Origin of the sequence: Mucispirillum schaedleri ASF457, from assembly GCF_000487995.2 — a bacterium.
In the GTDB taxonomy this organism is placed as follows: Bacteria; Chrysiogenota; Deferribacteres; order Deferribacterales; family Mucispirillaceae; genus Mucispirillum; species Mucispirillum schaedleri.
The window spans coordinates 486064-510682 of record NZ_CP097562.1 but is presented as its reverse complement, the minus strand read 5'-3'; the positions used below and the strand labels follow the sequence as shown (position 1 = coordinate 510682).

At 31.9% G+C, this 24619-nt stretch carries 23 protein-coding genes; 7 read left to right on the top strand and 16 right to left on the bottom strand.

Annotation, left to right across the window (positions count from 1 at the left end):
• Window positions 1-23: 23 nt before the first annotated feature.
• The 3 genes from carB to N508_RS02460 are packed head-to-tail and all read left to right on the top strand — an operon-like array spanning window position 24 to window position 5016.
• The gene (gene carB, locus N508_RS02470) at window positions 24-3254 is read left to right on the top strand and encodes a carbamoyl-phosphate synthase large subunit (RefSeq protein ID WP_023276504.1); all 3231 of its coding nucleotides are present in this window, start codon (window positions 24-26) and stop codon (window positions 3252-3254) included.
• A gap of 2 nt (window positions 3255-3256) precedes the next feature.
• Complete coding sequence (locus N508_RS02465; protein ID WP_023276503.1) at window positions 3257-4210, top strand: YeiH family protein; 954 nt, start codon at window positions 3257-3259, stop codon at window positions 4208-4210.
• 8 nt (window positions 4211-4218) lie between these two features.
• Window positions 4219-5016: a ZIP family metal transporter gene (locus N508_RS02460; RefSeq protein WP_023276502.1), complete on the top strand. Its 798-nt coding sequence runs from the start codon at window positions 4219-4221 to the stop codon at window positions 5014-5016.
• 1 nt (window position 5017) lies between these two features.
• Here N508_RS02460 and N508_RS02455 read toward each other — a convergent pair whose 3' ends face one another.
• The 6 genes from N508_RS02455 to N508_RS02430 all read right to left on the bottom strand — a co-directional run bounded on the left by N508_RS02455 (window position 5018) and on the right by N508_RS02430 (window position 11471).
• On the bottom strand, window positions 5018-5890 hold the full coding sequence (locus N508_RS02455; protein WP_023276501.1) for a DMT family transporter: 873 nt from the start codon (window positions 5888-5890) through the stop codon (window positions 5018-5020).
• A 115-nt stretch (window positions 5891-6005) separates the two neighbouring features.
• Window positions 6006-7937, bottom strand: a complete 1932-nt coding sequence (locus tag N508_RS02450) for a flavocytochrome c (RefSeq protein ID WP_023276500.1) — start codon at window positions 7935-7937, stop codon at window positions 6006-6008.
• Between the two features lie 818 nt (window positions 7938-8755).
• A complete protein-coding gene (gene ybaK, locus N508_RS02445; RefSeq protein WP_023276499.1) occupies window positions 8756-9235 on the bottom strand; it encodes a Cys-tRNA(Pro) deacylase in 480 nt (159 codons plus the stop codon).
• A 2-nt stretch (window positions 9236-9237) separates the two neighbouring features.
• Entirely contained in the window at window positions 9238-9981 is a 744-nt protein-coding gene (locus tag N508_RS02440) for an amino acid ABC transporter ATP-binding protein (protein ID WP_023276498.1), read from the bottom strand.
• Window positions 9978-10649 carry an amino acid ABC transporter permease gene (locus tag N508_RS02435; RefSeq protein WP_023276497.1) on the bottom strand — a complete coding sequence of 224 codons (672 nt, stop codon included), beginning with the start codon at window positions 10647-10649 and terminating at the stop codon, window positions 9978-9980. The genes N508_RS02440 and N508_RS02435 overlap by 4 nt, the downstream gene beginning before the upstream one ends.
• Window positions 10650-10679: 30 nt before the next feature.
• Window positions 10680-11471, bottom strand: a complete 792-nt coding sequence (locus N508_RS02430) for an amino acid ABC transporter substrate-binding protein (RefSeq protein WP_023276496.1) — start codon at window positions 11469-11471, stop codon at window positions 10680-10682.
• Between the two features lie 197 nt (window positions 11472-11668).
• Here N508_RS02430 and N508_RS02425 point away from each other — a divergent pair, with 197 nt between their 5' ends.
• Window positions 11669-12289: a molecular chaperone TorD family protein gene (locus N508_RS02425; RefSeq protein ID WP_023276495.1), complete on the top strand. Its 621-nt coding sequence runs from the start codon at window positions 11669-11671 to the stop codon at window positions 12287-12289.
• Here N508_RS02425 and N508_RS02420 read toward each other — a convergent pair.
• Window positions 12286-13260 (bottom strand): TAXI family TRAP transporter solute-binding subunit, encoded by a 975-nt coding sequence (locus N508_RS02420; protein WP_023276494.1) that lies wholly within the window; start codon window positions 13258-13260, stop codon window positions 12286-12288. The genes N508_RS02425 and N508_RS02420 overlap by 4 nt on opposite strands.
• A 136-nt stretch (window positions 13261-13396) precedes the next feature.
• Between N508_RS02420 and mtnA the strand changes: the two genes are divergently transcribed.
• A complete protein-coding gene (gene mtnA / locus N508_RS02415) occupies window positions 13397-14458 on the top strand; it encodes an S-methyl-5-thioribose-1-phosphate isomerase (RefSeq protein ID WP_023276493.1) in 1062 nt (353 codons plus the stop codon).
• Between the two features lie 2 nt (window positions 14459-14460).
• Complete coding sequence (locus N508_RS02410; RefSeq protein WP_023276492.1) at window positions 14461-15048, top strand: class II aldolase/adducin family protein; 588 nt, start codon at window positions 14461-14463, stop codon at window positions 15046-15048.
• On the opposite strand, the gene N508_RS02405 is transcribed toward N508_RS02410, so the two are convergent.
• Complete coding sequence (locus tag N508_RS02405) at window positions 15032-15757, bottom strand: TorD/DmsD family molecular chaperone (protein ID WP_023276491.1); 726 nt, start codon at window positions 15755-15757, stop codon at window positions 15032-15034. The genes N508_RS02410 and N508_RS02405 overlap by 17 nt on opposite strands.
• A gap of 170 nt (window positions 15758-15927) precedes the next feature.
• Here N508_RS02405 and N508_RS02400 point away from each other — a divergent pair, with 170 nt between their 5' ends.
• A complete protein-coding gene (locus tag N508_RS02400) occupies window positions 15928-16719 on the top strand; it encodes a menaquinone biosynthetic enzyme MqnA/MqnD family protein (protein WP_023276490.1) in 792 nt (263 codons plus the stop codon).
• Window positions 16720-16721: 2 nt separating this feature from the next.
• On the opposite strand, the gene N508_RS02395 is transcribed toward N508_RS02400, so the two are convergent.
• The 8 genes from N508_RS02395 to N508_RS02360 form a co-directional block, all read right to left on the bottom strand.
• A complete protein-coding gene (locus tag N508_RS02395; RefSeq protein ID WP_023276489.1) occupies window positions 16722-17141 on the bottom strand; it encodes a ClpXP protease specificity-enhancing factor SspB in 420 nt (139 codons plus the stop codon).
• An 18-nt stretch (window positions 17142-17159) separates the two neighbouring features.
• Window positions 17160-18098: an ABC transporter ATP-binding protein gene (locus N508_RS02390; RefSeq protein WP_023276488.1), complete on the bottom strand. Its 939-nt coding sequence runs from the start codon at window positions 18096-18098 to the stop codon at window positions 17160-17162.
• Window positions 18099-18188: 90 nt separating this feature from the next.
• Window positions 18189-18950 (bottom strand): selenite/tellurite reduction operon c-type cytochrome lipoprotein ExtS, encoded by a 762-nt coding sequence (extS, locus tag N508_RS02385; protein ID WP_023276487.1) that lies wholly within the window; start codon window positions 18948-18950, stop codon window positions 18189-18191.
• A 394-nt stretch (window positions 18951-19344) separates the two neighbouring features.
• Window positions 19345-19962 carry a cytochrome b N-terminal domain-containing protein gene (locus N508_RS02380; protein ID WP_023276486.1) on the bottom strand — a complete coding sequence of 206 codons (618 nt, stop codon included), beginning with the start codon at window positions 19960-19962 and terminating at the stop codon, window positions 19345-19347.
• Window positions 19963-19964: 2 nt separating this feature from the next.
• On the bottom strand, window positions 19965-20354 hold the full coding sequence (locus N508_RS02375; protein ID WP_023276485.1) for a QcrA and Rieske domain-containing protein: 390 nt from the start codon (window positions 20352-20354) through the stop codon (window positions 19965-19967).
• Complete coding sequence (locus N508_RS02370; protein ID WP_023276484.1) at window positions 20354-21043, bottom strand: cytochrome b/b6 domain-containing protein; 690 nt, start codon at window positions 21041-21043, stop codon at window positions 20354-20356. The genes N508_RS02375 and N508_RS02370 overlap by 1 nt, the downstream gene beginning before the upstream one ends.
• Window positions 21036-21848 (bottom strand): 4Fe-4S dicluster domain-containing protein, encoded by an 813-nt coding sequence (locus N508_RS02365; protein WP_023276483.1) that lies wholly within the window; start codon window positions 21846-21848, stop codon window positions 21036-21038. The genes N508_RS02370 and N508_RS02365 overlap by 8 nt, the downstream gene beginning before the upstream one ends.
• Window positions 21845-24361 (bottom strand): molybdopterin-containing oxidoreductase family protein, encoded by a 2517-nt coding sequence (locus N508_RS02360; RefSeq protein WP_023276482.1) that lies wholly within the window; start codon window positions 24359-24361, stop codon window positions 21845-21847. Before N508_RS02360 ends, N508_RS02365 begins: the two co-directional genes overlap by 4 nt.
• Window positions 24362-24619: the final 258 nt, after the last annotated feature.

Here is a 24619-nt window from a genome sequence, read left to right as displayed (position 1 = left end):
AAATAAAATATTGGAGTTTAAGTATGCCTAAAAGGGAAGATATTAAAAAAGTATTAATTATTGGTTCAGGTCCTATTGTAATAGGTCAGGCCTGCGAGTTTGATTATTCTGGTACTCAGGCTTGTAAAGCATTAAAAGAACTTGGTTATGAAGTAGTGCTTGTAAATTCAAACCCTGCTACTATTATGACAGACCCAGATACAGCAGATATTACATATATAGAGCCTTTAAATGTAAAAAGACTTGAAGCTATTATTGAAAAAGAAAGGCCAGATTCTCTTCTTCCAAGCCTTGGCGGGCAGACAGGCTTAAACTTAACAATGGAGCTTTCTAAAGCCGGTATTTTAGATAAGTATAATTTGGAAGTTATTGGTATTAACCTTGAAGCAATAGAACGAGGTGAAGATAGGATTATTTTTAAGGAAACTATGGAAAAAATTGGTGTTGATATGCCTAAAAGTATTCCTGCATATACTGTTGAAGAAGCAGAAAAAATTGCAAATGATTTAGGATATCCTGTTGTTGTCCGCCCAGCTTATACTCTTGGCGGAACAGGTGGCGGGTTAGTATATAATGCCACAGAGTTAAGAAAAATTGCATCTAACGGTATTGCAGCTTCTATGATTAATCAAGTATTAATAGAAGAAAGTGTTGCAGGCTGGGAAGAGCTGGAGCTTGAAATTGTAAGAGACAGCAAAGGGCAGATAATTACAGTATGTTTTATTGAAAATATAGACCCAATGGGTGTGCATACTGGAGACAGCTTTTGTGCAGCACCTATGCTTACAATCAGTGAAGATGTGCAAAACCGTCTGCAAAAACATGCATGGGATATTGCCCATAATGTAGGTGTTACTGGCGGAACAAATGTGCAGTTTGCTCATGATCCAAAAACAGACAGGATAGTTATTATTGAAATAAATCCAAGAACTTCCCGTTCTTCAGCTCTTGCATCTAAAGCAACAGGGTTTCCTATTGCATATATTTCAGCAAAACTTGCAGCAGGACTTACGCTTGATGAAATACCACACTACAAATTTGGCACACTTGATAAATATAAACCTAATGGTGACTATATTGTTATAAAATTTGCTCGCTGGGCATTTGAAAAATTTCCACAGGAAGAAGATGTGCTTGGCACTCAAATGAAAGCAGTTGGCGAAGTAATGAGTATAGGCTCTACTTATAAAGAAGCATTTTTAAAAGCTATCCGTTCTCTTGAAAATGGCAGGTTTGGTTTAGGCAACTTAAAAGAATATAAAAGCAAGAGTTTAGATGAATTAAGAAGCCTTTTATACTGTCCATCAAGCCAAAGGCAGTGGATAATGTATGAAGCTATGAAAAAAGGCATGACAATAGATGAGCTTCACAATATTACAAAAATCAAGCACTATTTCCTTGAAGAAATGCAGGCAATTGTTGATATGGAAAATACAATTTCATCTTATACTATTGTTTCTCTACCTGATAATGTATTATACAAAGCTAAACAATACGGCTTTTCAGATAAATATATTGCAGACCTGTTAAAAACTAAAGAAAAAACAGTTAGAGAACGCCGTCATGATATGGGTATAAGACCTGTATTTTTACCTATTGGTGTATCAGGTGTTCCAAAAGATGAAAAAACTGGTTTTTCAAGTGCATGTTATTATTATTCTACATATAATAGAGAAGATACATCATCAACTGCACAAGTATCAAATGATAAAAAGAAAGTTATGGTGCTTGGAAGCGGTCCAAACAGAATTGGTCAGGGTATTGAGTTTGATTACTGTTCTGTTCATGCTGCATTTGCTATGAAAGAAGCAGGGTATGAAACTATTATTGTTAACTGTAATCCGGAAACAGTATCAACTGATTATGATACATCAGACAGGCTTTATTTTGAGCCATTAACAGTGGAAGATGTTATAGAAATATATAACTATGAGAAACCAGAAGGTGCCATTGTTCAGTTTGGTGGTCAGACTCCATTAAATATTGCTAAAAAACTTGAATCAGCAGGTGTTAATATGCTTGGCACTAAACCAGAAGTAATTGCATCTGTTGAAGACAGGGAACTTTTTGCAAGACTTATGGATAAATTAAATATTAAAATGCCTGAGGCTGACACTGTATCTGATATTGCTAATGTTGAAAGTGTTGCTGCAAAAATAGGCTATCCTGTAATTATTCGCCCATCTTATGTGCTTGGCGGCAGGGGTATGGCTATAATCAATAATGAAAGTGAATTAAAAGAATATTTAGCTCAGGATATAGAAGTAAGCAGCAGTAAGCCACTTCTTATAGACAGATTTTTAAACAATGCTCTTGAATGTGAAGCAGATGCACTTTGTGACGGTAAAGAAGCATTTGTGCCTGCTGTTATGGAACATATAGAACTAGCAGGTGTTCACTCTGGTGATTCTGCATGTGTTATTCCACCAGTCCGTTTAACAGAGAAACAGCAGGAAACAATAAAAAGTTATATGGAAAAAATAGCTGTAGAACTTGGAGTTATAGGCTTAATCAATGTGCAGTTTGCTGTTGAAAATAATGTTATATATGTGCTAGAAGCAAACCCTAGGGCATCAAGAACTGTGCCTATTGTTTCAAAAGTATCTGGCATTCCAATGGCTAAAATTGCAACATTATTAATGGAAGGCAGAAGCCTTGCATCTTTTAACCTTAAAACACCAGAATTTGATTTTTATGCAGTAAAACAAGCTGTTCTTCCATTTAATAAATTCCCTAATACAGACCCAGTTTTAGGACCTGAAATGAAATCAACTGGTGAAGTTATGGGGATTGCAGATACTTTTGATTATGCTTATTATAAAGCAGAAGAATCAGCAGGGCTTTATATGCCTTTAAAAGGAACAGTTCTGCTTTCATGTGATAAAAAAGATGATAAACTTTTAGAAACTGCTAAAATTTTAGAAGAAACAGGGTTTAAAATTGTAGCTACAAAAGGCACTCATACATTTTTACAGGAAAATAATGTTAAATCAGAATTTATATTTAAGGAAAGCGAAGGCAGGCCAAATATTACAGATTTAATTATAAATGGTGAGCTTAATTTAATTATTGATACTCCGGGAAACAAATCATTAAAAAGTGATGGTGCATTAATTAGAAAAAGTGCTGTAAAATATGGTATCCCTTATGTTACAACAATAGATGCTGCGATTGCAGCTGCAAGCGGTATAAAAGCAGCGCAAAAAGCTGTAAGCAGATTAAGGAGCCTGCAGGAAATCAATAAAAGAGGATAATTATGCAAAAACTATTATCATATAAGACATTTTGGTTTGCAGCTGCATTAATATTATCTATAACAACAGATTTTCCAGCTATTGGACTTATAATAGGTATTGCAATAGCACTTGTTTTTGGCAATCCTTTGAAGAATATTACAGGTAAAATATCTAAAAATCTGCTGCAGATTTCTGTTATACTGCTTGGCTTTGGTATGCAGATAGGTGTTATTTTAAAAGTAGGCTTTGCTTCAATAGGTATAACTTTTACAAGTATTGCCATAACAATGATTGCAGGGCTTTTGCTTGGCAGATTTTTTCATATTGAGAGAAATTTATCTATATTATTAACAAGCGGCACAGCCATATGCGGCGGCAGTGCTATTGCAGCTATGTCTCCTGCAATAAATGCAACTCAAGGGCAGACAGCAGTTGCAATGGCTGTTGTGTTTTTATTAAATGCTCTGGGGCTTATAATATTTCCACCACTTGGTCATCTTTTAGGTATGGATGAAGCTTCTTTTGGATTATGGGCAGCTATATCTATTCATGATACATCAAGTGTGGTAGGTGCTGCTGCTCAGTATGGTGCAGTTGCTGCAGGTATTGCTGTTACTGTTAAATTAACCAGAGCTTTATGGATATTTCCACTGGCTTTTGGTGCAGCAAGATTTAATAAATCAGAAACTAAGCCGCCTTTTCAATGGTTTTTAGCAGGCTTTTTACTTGCAGGACTTATTACTACTCTTTTTCCTGCTGGCAATGATATGTGGCATTCTTTATCAACTGCAGGCAGGCACTTAATGACTGGCACTTTATTTTTAGTTGGTGCAGGTCTTACTATGGAAGAATTAAGAAAAGTAGGAGTTCGCTCTCTGCTTGTATCTGTTATTTTGTGGATAATTATTACGATAGTTTCTCTTGCAGCAATTTCTACGGGTATATGGTATATTTCCCCTGATATATTAAAATAGGTTAGGTTATGAGTGATACATTAAATCCTTTATTATTAGCTTTTATGGCAGGACTTTTTACATGGGTTATGACTTCAGCTGGTGCTGCATTAGTATTTTTATTCAAAGAAATAAATAAAAATATATTAAACATTATGCTTGGCTTTGCAGCAGGTGTGATGGTTGCAGCATCATTTTGGTCATTATTACTTCCTGCAACAGAAATTGCAAAAGAAGAGAATATGGTTGAATGGATGCCTGTAATTATTGGTTTTGCAGCAGGTGGTGCATTTCTTATACTTATGGATAAAGTGCTGCCACATTTACACCCTAATTCAAAAGATGGCAGTCCTGAGGGTATGCCTTCTAATTTAAGAAAAAGTATACTGCTGGTTTTTGCAATTACTCTGCATAATATTCCAGAAGGGTTTGCAGTTGGTGTTGCCTTTGGTGCTATGGCAAATGAAGGGGTAACATTTGCTGCTGCAATAGTTGTTGCATTAGGTATAGGTATTCAAAATCTTCCAGAAGGTGCAGCTGTTTCAATACCTTTAAGAAAAGAAGGATATTCCCGCAGAAAAAGTTTTATGATAGGTCAGCTTTCAGGTGCAGTTGAGCCTGTTGCTGCTTTATTAGGTGCTTATTTTGCTATGAATATGGCATATCTTCTGCCTTATACATTATCATTTGCAGCAGGTGCAATGATATATGTTGTTGTGGAAGAACTTATACCAGAATCACAATCAGAAGAACATTCTCATGGAGCAACAATTGGCTCTATGTCTGGTTTTTTACTTATGACATTTTTAGATATTGCATTAGGGTAATTTATTTTTTATCTGATATAATAAGCCCTAAAATAATAAGTATTATACCAGCAAAAGAGTATAGTGTTAATTTTTCATCTAATATGATAATTGAAGATATAACAGTCATAACAGGTATGAAATAAATATAAATACTTGTTTTGACTGTTCCTAGAATTCTGACTGCCTGAGACCATGTTACAAAACATAATGCAGATGCCCCAAAGCCTAAAAACATAAGGTTTAAAATATTGCTGGGTATTATAAATGCTTTCATATCTGCTTTTATTCCTGTCCATAATAGATATGGAAGGGTAAAAAGCAGACCATAAAAAAAAATTTTTCTTGTAGACTGTATTGGATGAATATTTAAAAAACTTATTTTTTTTACAAAAAGAGAATAAACTGCCCAGGAAGCAGCTGCAAATAGTGCCAAAATATCACCTATTGGATTAAGTTCCAGCACAATAGTTTCATTAAATATAATCATAGCTGTCCCGCATAAAGCTAAAACTATACCTAGGAAAAAGAAAGGTTTTAATTTTTCATCTTTTAAAAAAAGATATGCCAATAAAGCAGAAATAAACGGGGAAATAGATACTAATAAACCAACATTAGATGCAAGAGTATATGAAAGAGCAGTATTTTCAAGAATAAGATATAAAAATATGCCAAAAAGTCCTGCAAGAATAAAAAGCAGCTCATTTTTAATATTATAGACTGGAGCAAATTTTGGATATATAATAAACAGTGCTGCAAACCCAAGTGAAAATCTTATAAAAAGAATTTCTGCAGGAGTGAAAGATGTAAGCAGTATTTTTGTAGATACAAAAGTTATGCCCCATATAAATACAGTTCCAAATGCGATTAAATGTCCGGTTAGTTCTTTATTCATATTTCCTCATAATTATTATATGCTTATAATACTAATATATTTATTTTACAAGAGATAAAAAAAGCCCCTGAAAAAATTTCAGGAGCCAGTTATGATATGGTTAATATTTTATAATTTATTTAGTTAAAGCAGCATTTGCAGCAGCTTGAGCACCTGCTATTCTACCAAAAGTAACTGTTTCAGAAATAGAGTTTCCACCAAGCCTGTTAGCTCCATGAACGCCACCAGTTACTTCACCAGCAGCATAGAAGTTAGGTATAGGTTTGCCGTTATTATCTATAACTTGTGCATCAGTGTTGATTTGAACACCACCCATAGTATAGTGGATACCTGGGGCAATTTCTATTGCAACAAATGGACCAGTTAAAACTTTTTTCTCTAATGTATCAGGTTTTTTACCGTATTTATCTTGTTTTGTATCAACTGCTTTATTATATTCTTCAACAGTTGCTTTCAAATTTTCTGCAGGAACATTGATAAGTTTTGCAAGTTCATCTAATGTAGCAGCTTCTTTTGCAAGGTTTAAATGGAAATATCCTTCAATTTGTTTTAAGCTTTTACGGATATTGTCATCTAATATTAAGTAAGCTGTTTGACCTTTTTGTTCTAATATAGCAGCAGAAACTTTATCACGAGTAGAAAGTTCATCAAAAAATCTATTACCTTCATGGTTTACCATAATAGCACCAACACCTCTAACTGCTTCTGTTATCAGTGTGCTGCTGCCTACAGCAATTGAAGGATGTATTTGGATTTGGTCCATATCTACAAATGATGCATTAGCTTCTTTTGCTAAATCAAGACCGTCACCAGTAGCACCTGGCTGATTAGATGTTGTCATACCTTTATAGTTTGGTTTATAAGAAGTCACTCTGTCAGCATTTGCAGAGAAACCGCCAGAAGTTAATATAACTGATTTTGCATGGATTTCATATAATCCTTTATGTTGACCATCAATAACTGCACCATAAACAGCACCTTTATCATCAACTAAAAGTCTAACTGCAGGAGAGTTTACTCTTACATCAAGATTGCTTTTATCTGCTGTATCTTTATAGATATTTACAAGATAACTTCCTACTGCTGCACCACCCATTGGAGCATGAAATCTTTTGTTAGTAGCACCGCCGCCAAAGTTTACAGCATTTAATTTAGCACCAATAGAAGTGAGCCATGCCATAGAATCTGCAGAATTATTTGCAAGAACATGAACTAAATCTGGGTTAGAAATGTTTTTACCGCCTTTCATAGTATCTTGAAACATTGTTTCTGCATCATCTTGAATATTTTGTTCTTTTTGGTAAGTAGTGCCTGCTGCATTCATACCACCAGCAGCAAGTTGAGAGTTGCCGCCAGGAATAGGCATTTTTTCAACTAAAATAACTTTTGCACCGTTTTCCTGAGCAGTTAATGCAGAAATAAAACCTGAACCACCTGCACCGATAACAAGAACATCAGTATTTTCTACAATATTAGATGAAGCATTATCATAAGCTGCAATATCTAATTTTTTAGGAAGTGGTTTAATTCCAACATGGCTTATTTGGTTAGAAAATGAGTGGCAGTTATTACAGTAAATTGCTGAAGGCTCATGACCACCATGGCATGCTGTGCAGTTAATTTTATCTAAGTGAGATTCATGTGGATTGATTTCTGTTTTATTAGTGATTGCAGCTACTGCTTTTAAATCACCATGGCATGAAATACAAGTAGCATTTACTTGTGTTTCTGCATCATCAAGTAATCCACTTTCACCATGGCAGTCAGCACATGAAATAGCAATATTTTTATCAGTCATGTGGCTGCCAGCTAAATATTTAGCTTTTTCGCCAGTAGTATATTGAGCATCATTCTGTTTGTCTAAGACATTAATAGTAATAAGCTCATTAACTACTGGTGTAACAACTGCTGCTGTAACTGTTTCTGTAACAGCTGGAGTTGATGAAGCATCTGTTTTATTTTCTGTTTGTTCAGTAGTCTGCTGTTTTTTGCAGGCAGTGAATGCGATTAAACAGATGGACAGTAAAATTAAGATTTTTTTAAGCATAATTCTCTCCTCAAAATATCATAGCAATAAAGTATGCTTATTTTATTTATAAGTCAATATTTTTTTAGTATAAAGTTAAGAAAAATATAAAGAATAAAACAAGGTTATATAAGTATTATAAGACTTATCAAAAAAACTTAGACAAGCTATATAAGCAGCTTATATGGAAGAAAATACAGCTGTAAGCATAAGAAACATCTAGTGATATTTTAGAAATTATTATAATAAGTGCCTGCAAATTATCAAGATGATGTAAAATACATAAAAAAGTGATATAATAAGGTTATATTGAGCTTGAAATATCGTGAAGTATCTTATAATTTTATATTAAAAAATTCAGCCCAGCTAAGCATTTTTGCTTTCTTCCTATTTGGTTGGGAAATGCTTGCGTCGCAAAAAAACACTCCCATTGAATTTTTAAATCACGCTCTGCCGAAACGAGTTCGTATATCGCTCACTTTCAGCTCGTCCTTAGCCTAAAATGAGAGGTATTTAGAATGTAAAAACTGCAAGAGTTTTAGAAATAGTATTTATATTTATTGAAACTTATAATATACAGATTATTCACTACACTCATAATGACAATGTGTGTGAATTTGCATAATAACTTATGTATGTAGATTTATCCAAAAATATAAGTTTATTATATAATATCGCTGTTATCACTATGTTTTACTGAACCAAAGGCGAAGTATCTAAAAATTAGATAGTTTAAATATTTTATGCATTACTGTAATATATAATTTAGATTTTTCGCTTTTAAAAATCAGGCTAAAAATAACTTATATGACAAAATTTTTGGATAAGTCCAAATTCCATTAGATACCTACTTCAATAATCTGGCTGTCAAGAATATCTGGCAGAACTTTTGGGTCTATTTCTACAAGCATTCCTTTTCTGCCGCCATTTATATATATTTTATCTAAATTAAGAATAGTTTTTTCAATATAAACTTTCATTTTAGTGCGAGTGCCGAAAGGGGATGTGCCGCCTACAAGATAGCCAGAATGTCGGTTTGCCACTTCTGCTTTACATGGCTGCACAGTTTTTGTATTCATAAACCTTGCCATATTTTTAAGAGATACTTCTTTATCCCCGTGCATAAGAATTATAAAATATTCTTTTCTATCATTTTCCATAATAAGAGTTTTAATAACATTATGTTCATTAACTCCTAATTCTTTTGCAGAAACTTTTGTGCCACCATGCTCTACATATTTATAAAATACAGGATTATATGGAATTTTTTTTTCATTTAAGTATCTTATCGCATTAGTAGAAGGAACTTTATCTTTCATAATTAAAAACTGTTATTCAAAAATAGTTTAGTGCGTTCATGTTTAGGGTTGTTAAATATTTCATCAGGTGTGCCGCTTTCAAGAATTTTACCATTAGACATAAATAATATTTTACTGGCAACTTCTTTTGCAAAGCCTATCTCATGGGTTACTATAAGCATAGTCATTTTTTCTTCTGCCAGCTGTTTCATAGTGTGTAATACTTCTTTTGTTATCTCTGGGTCAAGTGATGAAGTCGGCTCATCAAAAAGCATAATTTCAGGATTCATCATTAATGCTCTTACAATTGCTACACGCTGTTTCTGACCGCCAGAAAGCTGGTCAGGATATATTTCTGCTTTATCTAAAAGACCAACTTTATTAAGCAAAGCATGACTTTGTTCTTTAACAGCCCTGCTGTCCAGTTTTTTTACAATTTTAGCTGGTTTTTCTAAGTTTTTAATAACTGTCATGTGTGGGAAAAGGTTAAAATGCTGAAATACCATTCCCATTTTCATAGTGGCTTCTTTTACTATTTTATTTGGCATATATACACCATTTTTTACAAATATTTCGCCATCTACAGTAATTGTGCCGTCATCTATTTTTTCTAAATCAATCAAGCAGCGTAAAAGGGTGCTTTTGCCACTTCCAGATGAGCCTAATATAGCTATAACATCGCCTTCTTCAACAGTAAAAGATACATCTTTTAAAACATTAAGGCTGCCAAATGATTTTTTTAAATGAGATACTTCTATTATGCTCATAGTGATTTACTCGCATAGCTGAATTTTTTTTCTATTAATCTTAAAATTATGGTAAGTATTAGTATTAATAAAAGATACATTGCTCCAGCAATAACAAGTGGAAATACTGATGCATCTCTTGTAACTGCTGTTTTTGCTACATAGCTTATTTCTGCAATGCTTATAACTGTAAGAAGTGATGTATCTTTTACTAATGTAATAGATTCATTACTTAATGCAGGAAGACTTACTCTTATCATTTGTGGTATAATAACATAGATAAATGTTTGTATTTTATTAAGACCTAAAACTTTTGCAGCTTCATTCTGACCTTTGTCTATTGCCATTAAGCCACCCCTGAATATTTCTGCAAAATATGCTGCATAGTTTAATATAAAGGCTATTAATGCAGCAGGAAGTCTTTCCATTGTAATATATGGACCAATTAAAGGGATATATGGCATGGCAAAATATACAAAGAAAAGCTGTAATATTAATGGTGTGCCACGCATTATTGTAATATAGATATTTACAAGCCAGCCAATAGGTCTAAATTTTGACCTGCCAAGCAGTGTTACAAAAAAACCAAGGGGTATAGAGGTTATAATAACTATAAAGAAAACTAAAACTGTTGTTTTAGCTCCTTGCATCATAGTTAATGTAATATTTAAAATGTAATTGCTATCCACTAAAAACCTCTTACCCTTGTGTTTTAATAATTATTTAAGCACTATATCTTCGCCAAACCATTTTTTAGATATTTCAGAAGATGTGCCATCTGCTGCCATATCTGCTAATATTTTTTCTACTTTATCTTTTAATTCTGTATTGCCTTTTTTAAATGCAATCGCATAATATTCTTCATCAAAAGAATCATTTAATATTTTATATAAGTTTGCACTTTTAGAAATCATATATCGTGCTACAACTTCATCCATAACAACAACATCTATTCTGCCTATATTTAAGTCAGTTAAAGCAAGAACATTATTTTCATAAGTAACTTGAGTAAGTTTTTCAGAAACAGGGTCTTTTTCTAAAGCTGCAACAGCTGTTGAGCCAGTTTGAAGCCCTACTTTTTTGCCTTCTAAATCCGCTTTTGCATTAAGTGGTGAATTTTGATTTGTAATAATTACCATTCTATTAGCAAGATATGGTTTAGATAATGTCATAGCTTCTTCTCTTGCAGGGCTTACACTTAAACCATTCCAAATACATGAAATTTTACCAGTGCTTAATTCCAGCTCTTTAGATGCCCAGTCAATAGGCTGAAGTTTAATCTCCATACCTAATCTTTTTGTAACTTCTTTTGCCATATCAATATCAAAGCCAACTATTTCATTATTATTATCACGGAAACCCATTGGCGGAAAGCTGTCATCAAGTCCTACAATAAAAAGATTTGCAATATTATTGGTTTCTGTAGTATTTTGTGCTGAATTTGTATCTTTTTTACAGCCTGCTGCAAGCACAGATACAGCAATTAAAGTTAAAATAATAAATTTTTTCATTTTTCACCCTTAATAAAATATAATTAATCAAAGAAACACTTTACCATAATGTATGAAAAAATCAATGAATAATTGCAGATGTTTTATGAAAAATAATTTATATATCTTATTTTATAAAGAAAAATTGTAAAATATTTTGCAAAACTATTGTTTTATAAATATAAATTTGATATAAAACACTATATTAAGGAGTTAATATGATAGATATTCAAAGCATAAAACTTTTAATGGCAGGTAGAGCAGGTGTTTATGGTCTTTTAGCTGATATTTTTACAGCACCAGCAGATATGGAAATGATATATAATTTGTGTAAATATTTATATGATTTAACAGAATCTGTGGAAGTAATTGATGAGCAGGAAGAGATAATGCAGGGGTTTAAGGGGCTTGCATTGTGGTATCAAAATGCTCAAAAAGCAGAAAAGTCATGGGTTGAAGCAAAATTAAAAGAAGAGTTTATATCTGTTTTTAAAAATCCTGCAGGCTCTATTGGTATTATTTTCCCAAATACTGAAAATATTGATGAAGTTTATAATAAATATGGCTATAAACCTGAATTTAAAAGCGGTGGATTAAATGAAATGCTGTCATTTTTAAGCTATATGTCAATAGAAACAGCTAAACAGGATAATCATGAAACAGTTTCAGAGTATGCAAAATCTCAGCTTTTATTTTTAGATACATATATTATGCCTTATATTTCAGGCTTTTGTGAAGCATTATATGAAGCTGTGCCAAATTATGGTATATTCCAGTATATAGCAGTTATTTTGCACGGCTTTCTTATGCTTGATGAGCCAACATTAAAATATTTTTAATTTAACAGCCCGTTATCTACATAATACCGCATTGCTCCCGGGTGAATTGGAGCAGTATTATATTTAAGCATTTCTTTAATATCTAAGTTTTTAAAAGATGGGTGCAGTGTTTTTAATATATGCAGATTTTCAACTATTTCTTTTGCTATTATATAGGCTGCATAGTTTGATGTTTTGCTGGAAGTAACAATAGATGTCATAACACTTAATGTTTTTGTGCTGTTAGGGTTATTAGCTTTTGGATAAACTGATTTATTAATTTCTGTAATTTTATAATCAGGGTATTGTATTAATAATTTATTTGCATTAGTAATATCTACAAATCGTATTTTAGTTGTTTCTGAAAGCTGTTGTATAGCATACAAAGGCAAAATAGAGTTTATAAAAAATCCGTCTAATCTTCCGTCCTGCAGCATTATAATAGTTTCTTTTAAACTTGTGCTTTGGTTGTCATAATTTACGGTATAGTTATCAAGTCCGTAAGAGTTTAAAATTAACTGGCTGTTATAATATGTATTTTCACCAATTATACCTATATTTATATTTTTATTCTGCAAATCCATTAATGTTTTTATTTTAGATTGTTCGCTGACTATTAACTGCATAATTTCTGGTGCAAGGCTTATAATAGAGCGTAAATCATACTGAGGTGCGTTTTCCCATTCTCCAAGACCTTTATATGCTCTATACTGGACATCATTTTCAACAATACCAAGCATTAATTCACCACTTAATACTTTGTCTATATTATAAACAGCACCTTCTGTTGCTATAACATCAGGGGTCAGTTTATGTATTTTAGAATTAATATTTAATATTTTGCCAATAGATATACCAATAGGATATAAACCACCGCTTTTATCTCCAGTGCCTATTGTAAGCTGAACAGATTTCATCTGCCCTTGCTGAGCATAAAGTGTGCTGGATAAAATCAGCAGAAAAGCAGCAAAAAATAAAATAAATTTTTTCATATATTCACCAGAATATTATAAATATGTAGTATATTAGAGAATATATGATGGAAAATCAAGTTTTTAAATGAAACATCTTGTTTTTTATAAATAATTTTATGTATAATATATAAATTTTTTTTAAAAAGGAGTATTTATGGTAACAGATAAACTTCCAAAAGCTGTGATATATAAAGATGGTAAACTTTCATTTTTAGACCAGACAAAACTACCAATGTATGAAATATATGAAGAACAGCATACACCAGAGCAGATATATAATTCTATTAAAATGCTTAAAGTCCGTGGTGCTCCTGCTATTGGTATTGCTGGTGCTTATGGTTTAGTTGTATCTGTAAAAAAGTATATTAATGAGCCTGTTGATAAATTTATTATGGAGTTAAAAAAGACAGGTGAATATTTAAATTCTTCAAGACCTACTGCTGTTAATTTATCATGGGCAGTAAATCGTATTATACAAAGGGCAGAAAACAGCTTTTTTAATTCTAGTAATGAATTATGGTATGAATTAGAAAGGGAAGCAGAAAATATTTATAATGAAGATAAAAAGATATGTGCAAATATTGGCAGGTATGGAGCAGAATTAATTTATGATAATTTTGGCATACTTACTCACTGCAACGCTGGAGCATTAGCTGTTTCAGAACTGGGAACTGCACTTTCACCAATATATACAGCATTAAATGAGGGCAAAACTTTTAAAGTATATGCAGATGAAACAAGGCCGCTTTTACAAGGAGCAAGGCTTACAAGCTATGAATTACAAACAGCTGGTGTTGATGTTACATTAATCTGTGATAATATGGCAGCTTATGCTATGAGTAAAGGTTTAATAGATGTTGTAATAGTAGGCTGTGACAGGGTGGCTGCAAATGGAGATACAGCTAATAAAATAGGCACAATGAATGTGGCAGTGCTTGCAAATTATTTTAAAATACCTTTTTATGCAGCATGTCCTTCATCTACCTTTGATAATATGACATTAACAGGTAATGATATAGTAATAGAGCTAAGGGACAGCAGTGAAGTTACTCATTTTGGTGGTGTGCAGACTGCTCCAGATAATATGAAAGTATTAAACCCTGCATTTGATGTAACACCAAATGAGTTAATAACTGGCTTTATTACAGAATATGGCATTATTAAGCCACCTTATGTTATTAACCTTGAAAATATATTACATAAAGGCAGGAAATAATAATGAATTATGCAGCAGATATATGTGAAATAGGAAGAAGAATGTATCAAAGAGAGCTTGTAGCTTCAAATGATGGCAATATTTCAATAAGAATTGATAAAAATAAAGTGCTTATTACACCAACTCTTACAAGCAAAGGATTTATGAAAGAAGAAGATATTATTATGATAGATTTAGATGGAAATGTAATCAAAGGCAGTAAAAAGCCATCTTCTGAATATCTGCTGCATACAACAGTATATAAAATGAGAGATGATGTAAATGCAGTTGTCCATGCTCACCCAGTAACTGTTTCTGCTTTTGCAATTACAGGCAGGGCGGTAGATATGAGCTATATGCCAGAAGCATTTATGTCATTAGGTCTATTTCCTGTTGCAAAATATGCAAGACCGGGAACAGAAGCACTTGCTAAATCAATAGAGCCATTTGTTAAAATCTGCAATGGCTGCCTGCTTGCAAATCATGGTGCAGTATCATGGGCAAAAGATGTGTATAGTGCCTATTATCTTATGGAGCAGTTAGAGTTTTACTGTAAAACTTCTATACTTGCAGAAAGAATAGGCACTCCAAATATTATTCCTGTGATTTAAGAGTATTTAAAAATTCTTCTGTAAGTTTTTTATCATATTTTACAAATTCATTCATTATACCAGAAACTGCATAATAAAGGTTGCTTTCTGGTTGAGTTATCTGCTCTTTTAGATATACTGTAAACTCATTTATCCATGTAAGAATATGAGCCTGCAAAAAATTATACTGTTCCTGTAGAATATTCAAAAGTTTATCTTTATTTTCTTCTTCTAAAAATTTAACAAAAAGTGCGTTGATTTGCTGCATATAAAGCATTTCTATGCTTATATGGTCTAAAGGATAAGTATTTTCTTCTGGTGGCAGAAAATTATTAATTTCATATATATTTTTAACTTTTTCTTTTTCTCTAATCTGCATATCGCTGCTTGATATATACCCTGAAGCAGTGCATGGGATAGAATATATATTATCTAAAAATAATTCATGATATATATCCTGCAAAAGTTCAAGTAAATCTTCTATCTGTTCTTCTTTTATACTTTGTTCATAGGCATTGTAATTTTTTAACACATTAATAGAAGTGCTGTAATTATTATTCATAATATGTTTTTTAAGTTCTTCAAAATATGGTATAAGGCGGCTTGTTGTGCCAATAAAACTGGCTTCTGGATATGAATAAAATACTTTATAAAAGTAGTTATAAAAATTTGTTTTTATAATACCTGCTGAGTGCATATTATCTTTTAAAGTTTTACTGATACTGCTCATTTATCACCTCTAAAATTAATACTTGTTTTATTATAGCAAATTATTTATATTTATCTAGCTTTTTTTAATATCTGAATAAGTAATTTATAAATATTTATGATAATATTATCTTTTTATTGTTTTATTTATGTTTAGGGTATAGTATATAGAAAATTTTTTTAAGGTGTAAAATGTTAAAGATAGGTTTTATGGACTATGCAAATGTATATCCTATTTTCCATTATTTACTTCAGGATAACAATTTAGAGTTTATAAAAGGCTTTCCTGCTGATTTAAATAAATTAATGAGAAATGGTGAAATAGACTTATCACCAGTATCAAGCATAGAGTTTGCCCGCAGACATAATCTTTATATGGTGCATAATCGTATATGTATTTCATCTATTGGGGCAGTAAAAAGTGTAAACATATACAGCAAATTTAAAGCAGAAGATTTAGATGGCAGAAAAATATATTTTACAAAAGAATCAAATACATCAACAGTGCTTTGCAGAATAGTATTAGAAAAGTTTTATAATGTTAAACCAGTATATGTAGATGATGAAAATACAGCAGATGCAAAATTATTAATAGGAGATAAAGCTTTATTTTCATACTATAACTCTGACAGCAAATATATTATAGATTTAGGGGCAGAGTGGTATAAGTTTACAAACCTGCCATTTGTTTTTGCATTATGGACCATTAATAAACAAGCTCTTAATGATGCTTATTTTAATACATTAAAAGATAATATTACATATTATGCTTCTCTTTTTCCAAAAGATATTGCAGTGCTGTCTCCAAAATATTTAGAAAGGGGATATACTATAGAGCAGCTTGCAGACTACTGGGATACTATTAAATATGATATAACAGATGAACATAAGAAAGGGCTTTCTCTTTTTTACAAGCTGGCTTATGAAATAGGTGAAACAGAAGATAATGGTGCAGATTATATAGATGCTGCTTTTATTAAATAGTATTATTTTTTAGTAAAATCAGGCTTAACTATAACAGCCCGTTTTTTTTCTGTCTGTTTATCTGGCACAGCAGTGTATTTATTTATCCGCATTACATTTTCATTATTTTCTTCATAATATGGGAAATTAAAAATGCAAAGTGGTTTATGTAAATCATTTAATACTGCATCTACTGCTTCATAGGGGATAAAAACATCTTCCCACACTCCATTGAAACGAAGTTTTGCAAATATAAAATCATCTTCCATTTTAAACTCTGAGCATGATGATGAGCCTATTGCAAGCACAATACCATTATTTTTTTCTGTATTAATAAGTCCCCGTTCTCCAACTATAAGTTTATTATGTGGCAAAGCATGTATATATATTTTGTCAAATTTTTCCATAGCAGCATTAATTATAAGTTTTTTTAATTGATTCATACTTTCACCATTTAAAATTTACAGTGGATTGTGGCATTTACAGTTATTATTAAATACAGGTTTTTCTTTAAAGCACATATCTATACTGTTACTGCACCTATCGGCAAAAATACATTTTTCATTATATAAAAAGCTGTTTTTTTCAATAAATCCTTTTATTGCTGTCAGCTCATTTTTAGAGCCTGTTTGTGGTATACATAATTTTAAGGCATGAGTATATGGGTGTTTTTCCTGATTATTGATTAATAGTGCAGGTTCAATTATCTCCATTAATTCTCCAGAATAAAGGACAGCGATTTTATTACATACTGCAGCAAGCAGGGCAAGGTCATGCGAAATAAAAAGAATAGAAAGTTTTTTTTCAATATTTAGTTTTTTTATTAAGTTAATAATTTGAGCCTGTATAGTAACATCAAGAGCAGTAGTAGGCTCATCAGCTATTAATATATCTGGATTACTGGCAAGAGCCATAGCTATCATTACTCTCTGGTTCATTCCCCCAGATAACTGATGTGGAAAACTTTCAAGCCTGCTTTCTGCTAAATCTATTTCCACATCCTGTAAAAGTTTTACAGCTTCTTCTTTTGACTGTTTTTTATTTAGTGACTTATTATGCAGCATAATAGTTTCAATAAGCTGCTGACCAATAGTCATTACAGGATTAAGTGAGCTTTGGGGGTTTTGAAATATCATGGATATTTTTTTACCCCTTATAGATTTGTAATCTGTATCATTTTCTAATAACTTTTTTTCAACAAATATACTGCCACCAGTTTTATATATAGGAGCAGTATTCAGCCCTAATATACTTTTTGCAAAAACACTTTTTCCAGAGCCTGATTCTCCAGCAAGCCCTAATATTTCGCCTTTATTTAAATGAATAGAAAAATCCCGCAGGATAAAAAATTCATCTTTTTCTGATTTTAATTTAATAGTAAGATTTTCAGCCTGTAACATATAATACCTTTAATTCAATAGAGATTATTATAAATATAAGAATGGAAATTGCAATAAAATTTTAATCAATAGTATTTTTACTTAATATATTTATTCTATTAGTGTATCAATAACAGCAGTTTTTTCTTTATCTGTCAGTTCTATTATTGGCATAACAGCATTTTTTTTAAGGCTTCTAGGGTTAGTAAGCCATTTATCAAGTAAAGTTTTATTCCAGTGGTTTCTATTTAGATAATCTGGATATATTTTTGCAAGTCCGCTTAAATTTGGGGCATCTTCTGATGTGCCTAATGCACCAGTATTTGTTAATGCTTTATGACATGTGCCACATTTTTTTTGAAATATATTATTACCAGCTTCATTATTTTGAAAGTGGACTATCTGTGTTATGGATTTACTGTTTTCTGGTATGGTATAATAATAAATACCAGTAATTAATGATTCCATATATTTATCATTAAACTGGAAAAGTGGCATATTTATAACAGGCTCTTTTATAGCTTTTATTATTTCATTAGTGCTGAGCCTTTTAACAGCAGAGTTTAAATCAGAAGCAAGAGCTGCACCGCTTTTGCCAATATTATGGCATCTTATGCAGGCTGCATTTTCTATTATTTTTATACCTTGTTGTGTTTTTATGCTGTTTTTATCAGTAAATAACGCATATTTTCCTTTAATCAGTTTGTAATGAGCAATATCTTTTCTAGAAGTAGAGCTGTTACCCCTGTGGCACATTATGCAGTTATCTGATTTATTTTTACACACATTTTCATGGCATAATATACATTTATTATCAGCAGCATATAAAATATTATAACTTAAAATAAATATTATTAAAATCCTAACAGCCAATATTCTTTCCTGAAAAAATAGGCAGTTATTGTTAAAGCAAGAATTGCAAATAAAACAATAACTGATATTATATTTATCCATTTATAAGCAGAATTAAACCATACAGCATATTCTGGTGCTTTTTTAACAAAGAAAGGCATTATCATATAAAAAATAAATAAAAATACAATAATATAAATATAACAGCTGCCATAAGATGCAAGTTCCTGAGTCCATAATAAAAACCATGCAGATTTAGATGGATTTGGAGCATTATAAGGCTCAGCTTTTTCTTCAAGTGGAGCATCAAAAAATATAGAGCCGATAATTATAAAAAGTATAAGTATAACAGCAGATACAGCTATAATTTTAAAAAAATATGGATTTGATTTTATATATAAGTCTTTTTTATTTATTATAGATATGGCAGCACCCCTTTATCACGCCTTACTCTAAAAAAATGTATAAAGGAAAGGGTGGAAATTAATACAGGAAGTATAATAATATGCAGAGTATAAAATCTTATTAAACAAAGTTTTCCGCCAATAGTATCTGGAACCATAATATTATAAATATAATCTCCAAAAGGCAGTATTTTAATTAATTCTGCACCTGTTTGTGTAGCCCAGTAAGCAAGCTGGTCCATTGGCAGCAGATATCCTGTATAGCCTGTAAAAATACTTAAAAACAGCAGGAAAAGACCAATAATCCAGTTATATTTTCTGCTTAAAAAAGCACCTGTTAATATAACACGCAGAACATGCAGGAACATAAGTATTAAAAAAGCATTGCTTGAAAACCTGTGCAGGTTTCTAATATATTTACCGCCAGTAACATTTTCTTCTATAAAGATAATGGAATTATAAGCCTGCAAAGGCTCTGGAATATAATAAACTGCAAGCAGCACACCTGATATTACAAGCATAATAAATGCAGTAAAAGAAAGACCGCCTAGACATAATGTATAAGTAAAACGCAGATTTTTTTTAAGTGTAACACGAGGAAATAAGTGCTTTATAAATTCTTTAAACATAATTATATATACACTATAATATTTTCATTTTCAATTTTATATTCAAGATGTTTTAAAGGTTTTAGTGCAGGGCCTTTTAAAACACTGCCTTCTAAATCAAATACACTGCCATGACATGGGCATATAAATTTATCATTTTCTACATTTAAAACACAGCCTAAATGTGTGCATGATATACTAAATACTTTTATACCTTCATTATTTTTTATTATTCCAGTATGTTTATCTTTAATAAGATATGCCCCCTTGAAAGGCAGAGCTGCAAGGGGGACAGATATAAAATTTTCTTTTTTTACTTTTGGTATCAAATATTTATAAAGTGCTGCAAAAGGTGCAAGCCATAAAAGTTTTAATAAACTGCGCCTTTTTAGTTTAGATAGTAATACCTGCATTATTTTATAAACATTCCTGGATGTTTTTTCTTGGCATGTTCCAAATCATCTTTGCCGTCTCTAAACATTGCATTATATCCTGCTTTGTTTACAGGATGAACTGCAAGATAAATATGGATAATAAGGAAAATAACAAATACTAAAAATCCTATGCTGTGGAATAATCTCATAATGCTTACAGTAGTAGTTGAAAAATCTACTCTAAAACATAGGATAAAACCTGTTACTATCATAACTAAGCTAAATGCAATAACTGCAAGTCCGGCAGCGATTTGACCTAAGTTATATTTCCCTGTTCTTTTTGGATAGTTGAAATCTATATACATAGTTTTCATATCCTGCAATTCTTCTTTTATATAAGCAGTCCATGATTCATCTTTTCTTTTTCTTAAAGCCAGCTCCCATTTAGTAAAAAGCATAGTTAAAACAAATGGTATGCTTGTAACTATCCATAATACAGCAGTAATTCTGTGTATTACTCTGCAAACTTGAATACCAACATATATTGGTTCAACATTAGAATAAAATACAGATACAGGCACACCTATAATGTAAGCAACCCATGAGAATGTATGGGATATTAATGGAAGCCCTGTAATAATAAATATCATCATAAAATGAATGATATGTTTATGATACCACATCTGCATATTTGAGAATAATGTAATTTTTTCATTTGAGTTACTCATTTTCATTCTCCTTGTGGTGTTTATCGTCATATTTTACAGCTGTATATACTGCATGTCCTGCAATAGCAGCAGCAGTTCCAATCATAGCAGCTGCACCTACAACCTTTGCAACTTCTCTGCTTGCAGCCACACCATTTGACGGGTCAGCAGGAAGTAAATAATCATCTCTGTTTTCTATAGGGGCAATAGTCATATAAGATAGTGTTCCAATAGTATTATTAACTTTATCTGCACCGTAGACAAAATATTCTTTATTAAATACTTTGCTGTAATGCTCAGCTCTTTTTTCTGCTTCTGCAATAACTTCATCAGCAGGACCTGAGAAAATAGCAACAGAAGGGCATGCAGCAGAGCAGGCAGTTGGAAGTTCAGCAGTTAATCTGTCATGACACATTGTGCATTTATATGTTTTACCATTATCTTTTGAAAAAACTGGAACATCATACGGACAAGCATCTTTACATGACTGACAGCCAATACATTTATCAGCATCAATTACAACAGCACCTGTATCTTTTTTGCTGATAGCAAGGGTAGGGCATATATCCATACATTTTGGATTTTCACAATGCTGGCAGTGTTTAAATGCTGCTATTTGTGTAACATTAGGGAATGTTCCTTTTTCATTACATTCTACTCTTAAATAATTTAAATGATGATGAGGCTCAACCATAGATTTTTCAACAGAATAATTATAATCTCTTTGTAATCTCATTCTATTTTCAGTGGAACAGCTTACAATACAGGCAAAGCATTTTATACATGATTGAGTGTCATAACATACTGCCATTTTTTGATAACTCATTTTGCCCTCCTTATTTTAACAATGAAATCTTGTGATGGTGCAGATGCTTCAACAGGCATAAATGTTAAATTACCTATATGGTTAGGATTAAAGCCTATTGGGCATGCGACACTTAATTTATCAGAAAGTTTTGTATATAAGCCTGTTCCTACACCATAGAATGAAAATAATGCATGCGGCTCAACAGTTTCTGTTAACTGCACTTCTGATTTTACAACCATATTTGGCTCTTCAATATTGAATATCTCAATAATATCACCACTTTTTAAACCTAAATCATGTCCTTTTTTAGTATTAATAAATACTGCAGAGTAGTTAAGATTTTGTCCAATATTTTTAAGTAAAATATTGTTACGAGTTTGGGCACCAGTAAATGAGCTTAATGGTGAAAAACCTGTTATTGGTATAAATTCATCACTATCAAGTTTGTCTTTCTTAGTCTGATAGTAAGCAGGTGGATAATCATATAGTGGACTGTAATACTGAGCTTCCTGAGTTCTGTCTTGCTGCATAAGTAAATTATACCAGTTAGCCATAAATAATGAATAAACTTCAAGTTTGCCTGATGGGGTAGGCTTATTCATTGGCTTTAATGGAGCAGCTGCACCACACCATACACCATCCTCAATTAATTTTCTTCTTGAAAATGTTGCTGCATCTTCATCATTAAGTTCTAAATTTTCAAGCTGATAGTCAACTATATATTTAATACCACCTTGTTCAAAATCATTAAAGTTATCATAGTATTCATCATCACTGAATATTCTTTTTGCAAGAGCAAGCATAATCCAGTAACCATTTCTTGTATCGAACATAGGCTTCACAACCTGATTATGCACTGTTATTACTGGGAATGTTGCTTTATATGTTGCAAAAAGCGGCTCTGCTCTTTCTAAAAATGTAGTATCTGGCAGTATGACATCAGCGTATAAAAGCGATTCATTCCAAAATGGAGATACAGCTGCTACCATTTCCATTTTTTCTAAAGCCTGAGCTATTTTATAGCCGCCAACACTGCCGCCAACTGGATTTTGTCCGTTTAAAAATGCCATACGGATTTTGTAAGGCTCTTCTCTTTCAACTGCAAGAGGGAATGTTCTACGCATATTATATGGGTCGCAAAGCTCAAATCCTTCCATATTTTCTTTAAACCACATATTGACTGATATTTCATTAGAATCATTATATGAGAATGGGGTATCTAAATAAGCATACCTGCCATATATTAAACCGCCTTTTCTGCCATATACACCTAAAAGACCATTAATGGAAGATATAAGATATTTTTCATGTAATGAGTTAAAATATCTTGTAGCACGGTAGCCTCTTTCAAGAAAACATGCAGGTTTAACACTGTTTAAATCTTTTGCAAGTTTAATAATTTTCTCTTCTGGAATACCACTTTTTTCAGCAGCCTGTTTAAGAGTAAATTTTTCGCATGATTCTTTTAAAAGCTGCAATGCTGTTTTTGCTTTTATACCATCTACTTCACAGCTGGCAAATATAGCAGGGCTGTTTGATTCTGATTTCATCATGGCAGTTTTTGATGTTTCATCATATACCATATAATCAGGTGTATCTAATTCACTGTCAAGATAAACTGGAAGAAGTGTTTCTGTATTGATAAGTATATCAGCATTAGTATATTCTCTTAAAAATGCTTCATCATAATAATTATTTTTAAATAATTCACCAGCAAGACCAATTAAAAATGGAATATCTCCACCAGGGATAACTGGCAGCCAGTCAGTATCAGTTTCGCCTACACCTAATGATTTTTTAGGGTCAACAAGAACTGTTTTCATGCCATTTTTTCTTCCTCTTCCAAACATACCACCCCAAGGAAATGCTACAAGACCGCCAACAGGGTTTCTGCCAATCAATACAGCTATTTTAGCATTTTCATAATCACCCATAACAGAAGAATTGCCTTGACGGGGTTCTTCTCCGCCACCCAAAACAGAGCCAAGACCTAGCTGGTTAGTAGAGCCAAAGCATGTATCACCATAACTGAATATATTGTCTGTTCCATAAAGGTTAAATATTGTATCGTCTAAAAGGGATGCTGTATTAAATCTAGGAAAATATGCTACAGAATGTGGTTCTCCTTCATCTCTTAATTGAAGCATTTTATTACCAATTAAATCTAATGCTTCATTCCATGATGCACTGCGAAATTCGCCGCTTCCTCTTTTTCCTGTTCTGATAAGTGGTGTTTTAATTCGTTGTGGGTCATATAATGCAGCAGCAGCTGCTCTGCCTCTGCCACATATTGATGGATATGGTGTATTTGGGTTTGCATCAATTCTGACTAATCTGCCATCTCTTAAATAAGCAACCATTGGGCAGTTTTGTGCACACATACGACATGTAAGAAATACTTTATTTTCCACACCATAGTCTGCCGATGTAATTTTCCTTGCTTCAGCTTTTATAGGAACTCCTGCTGTAATAGTTGTTCCTGCAAGACCAGCTACTGAAGTTTTAATAAAATTTCTTCGAGTAAGCTTCATCTTTCCCTCCTAATTTTTGCAATATGGGTGATTTGTTATGTAATAAACTTATCTTTATACCATAAAACATATTTTGGCAAGTAAAAAAATAGATACTGTTTTATTTTTATTAGTTTATATTATTTATTTTTTTGTTTTATCAATTTGTATATATTATTTTCATAGTAAAAAGGTAGTATTAATATTAAAAAAATTAATGAAAATCCTAGTAAAAATACAGAAATTACTTAAATATAATAATGTTATAAAATTTTACTA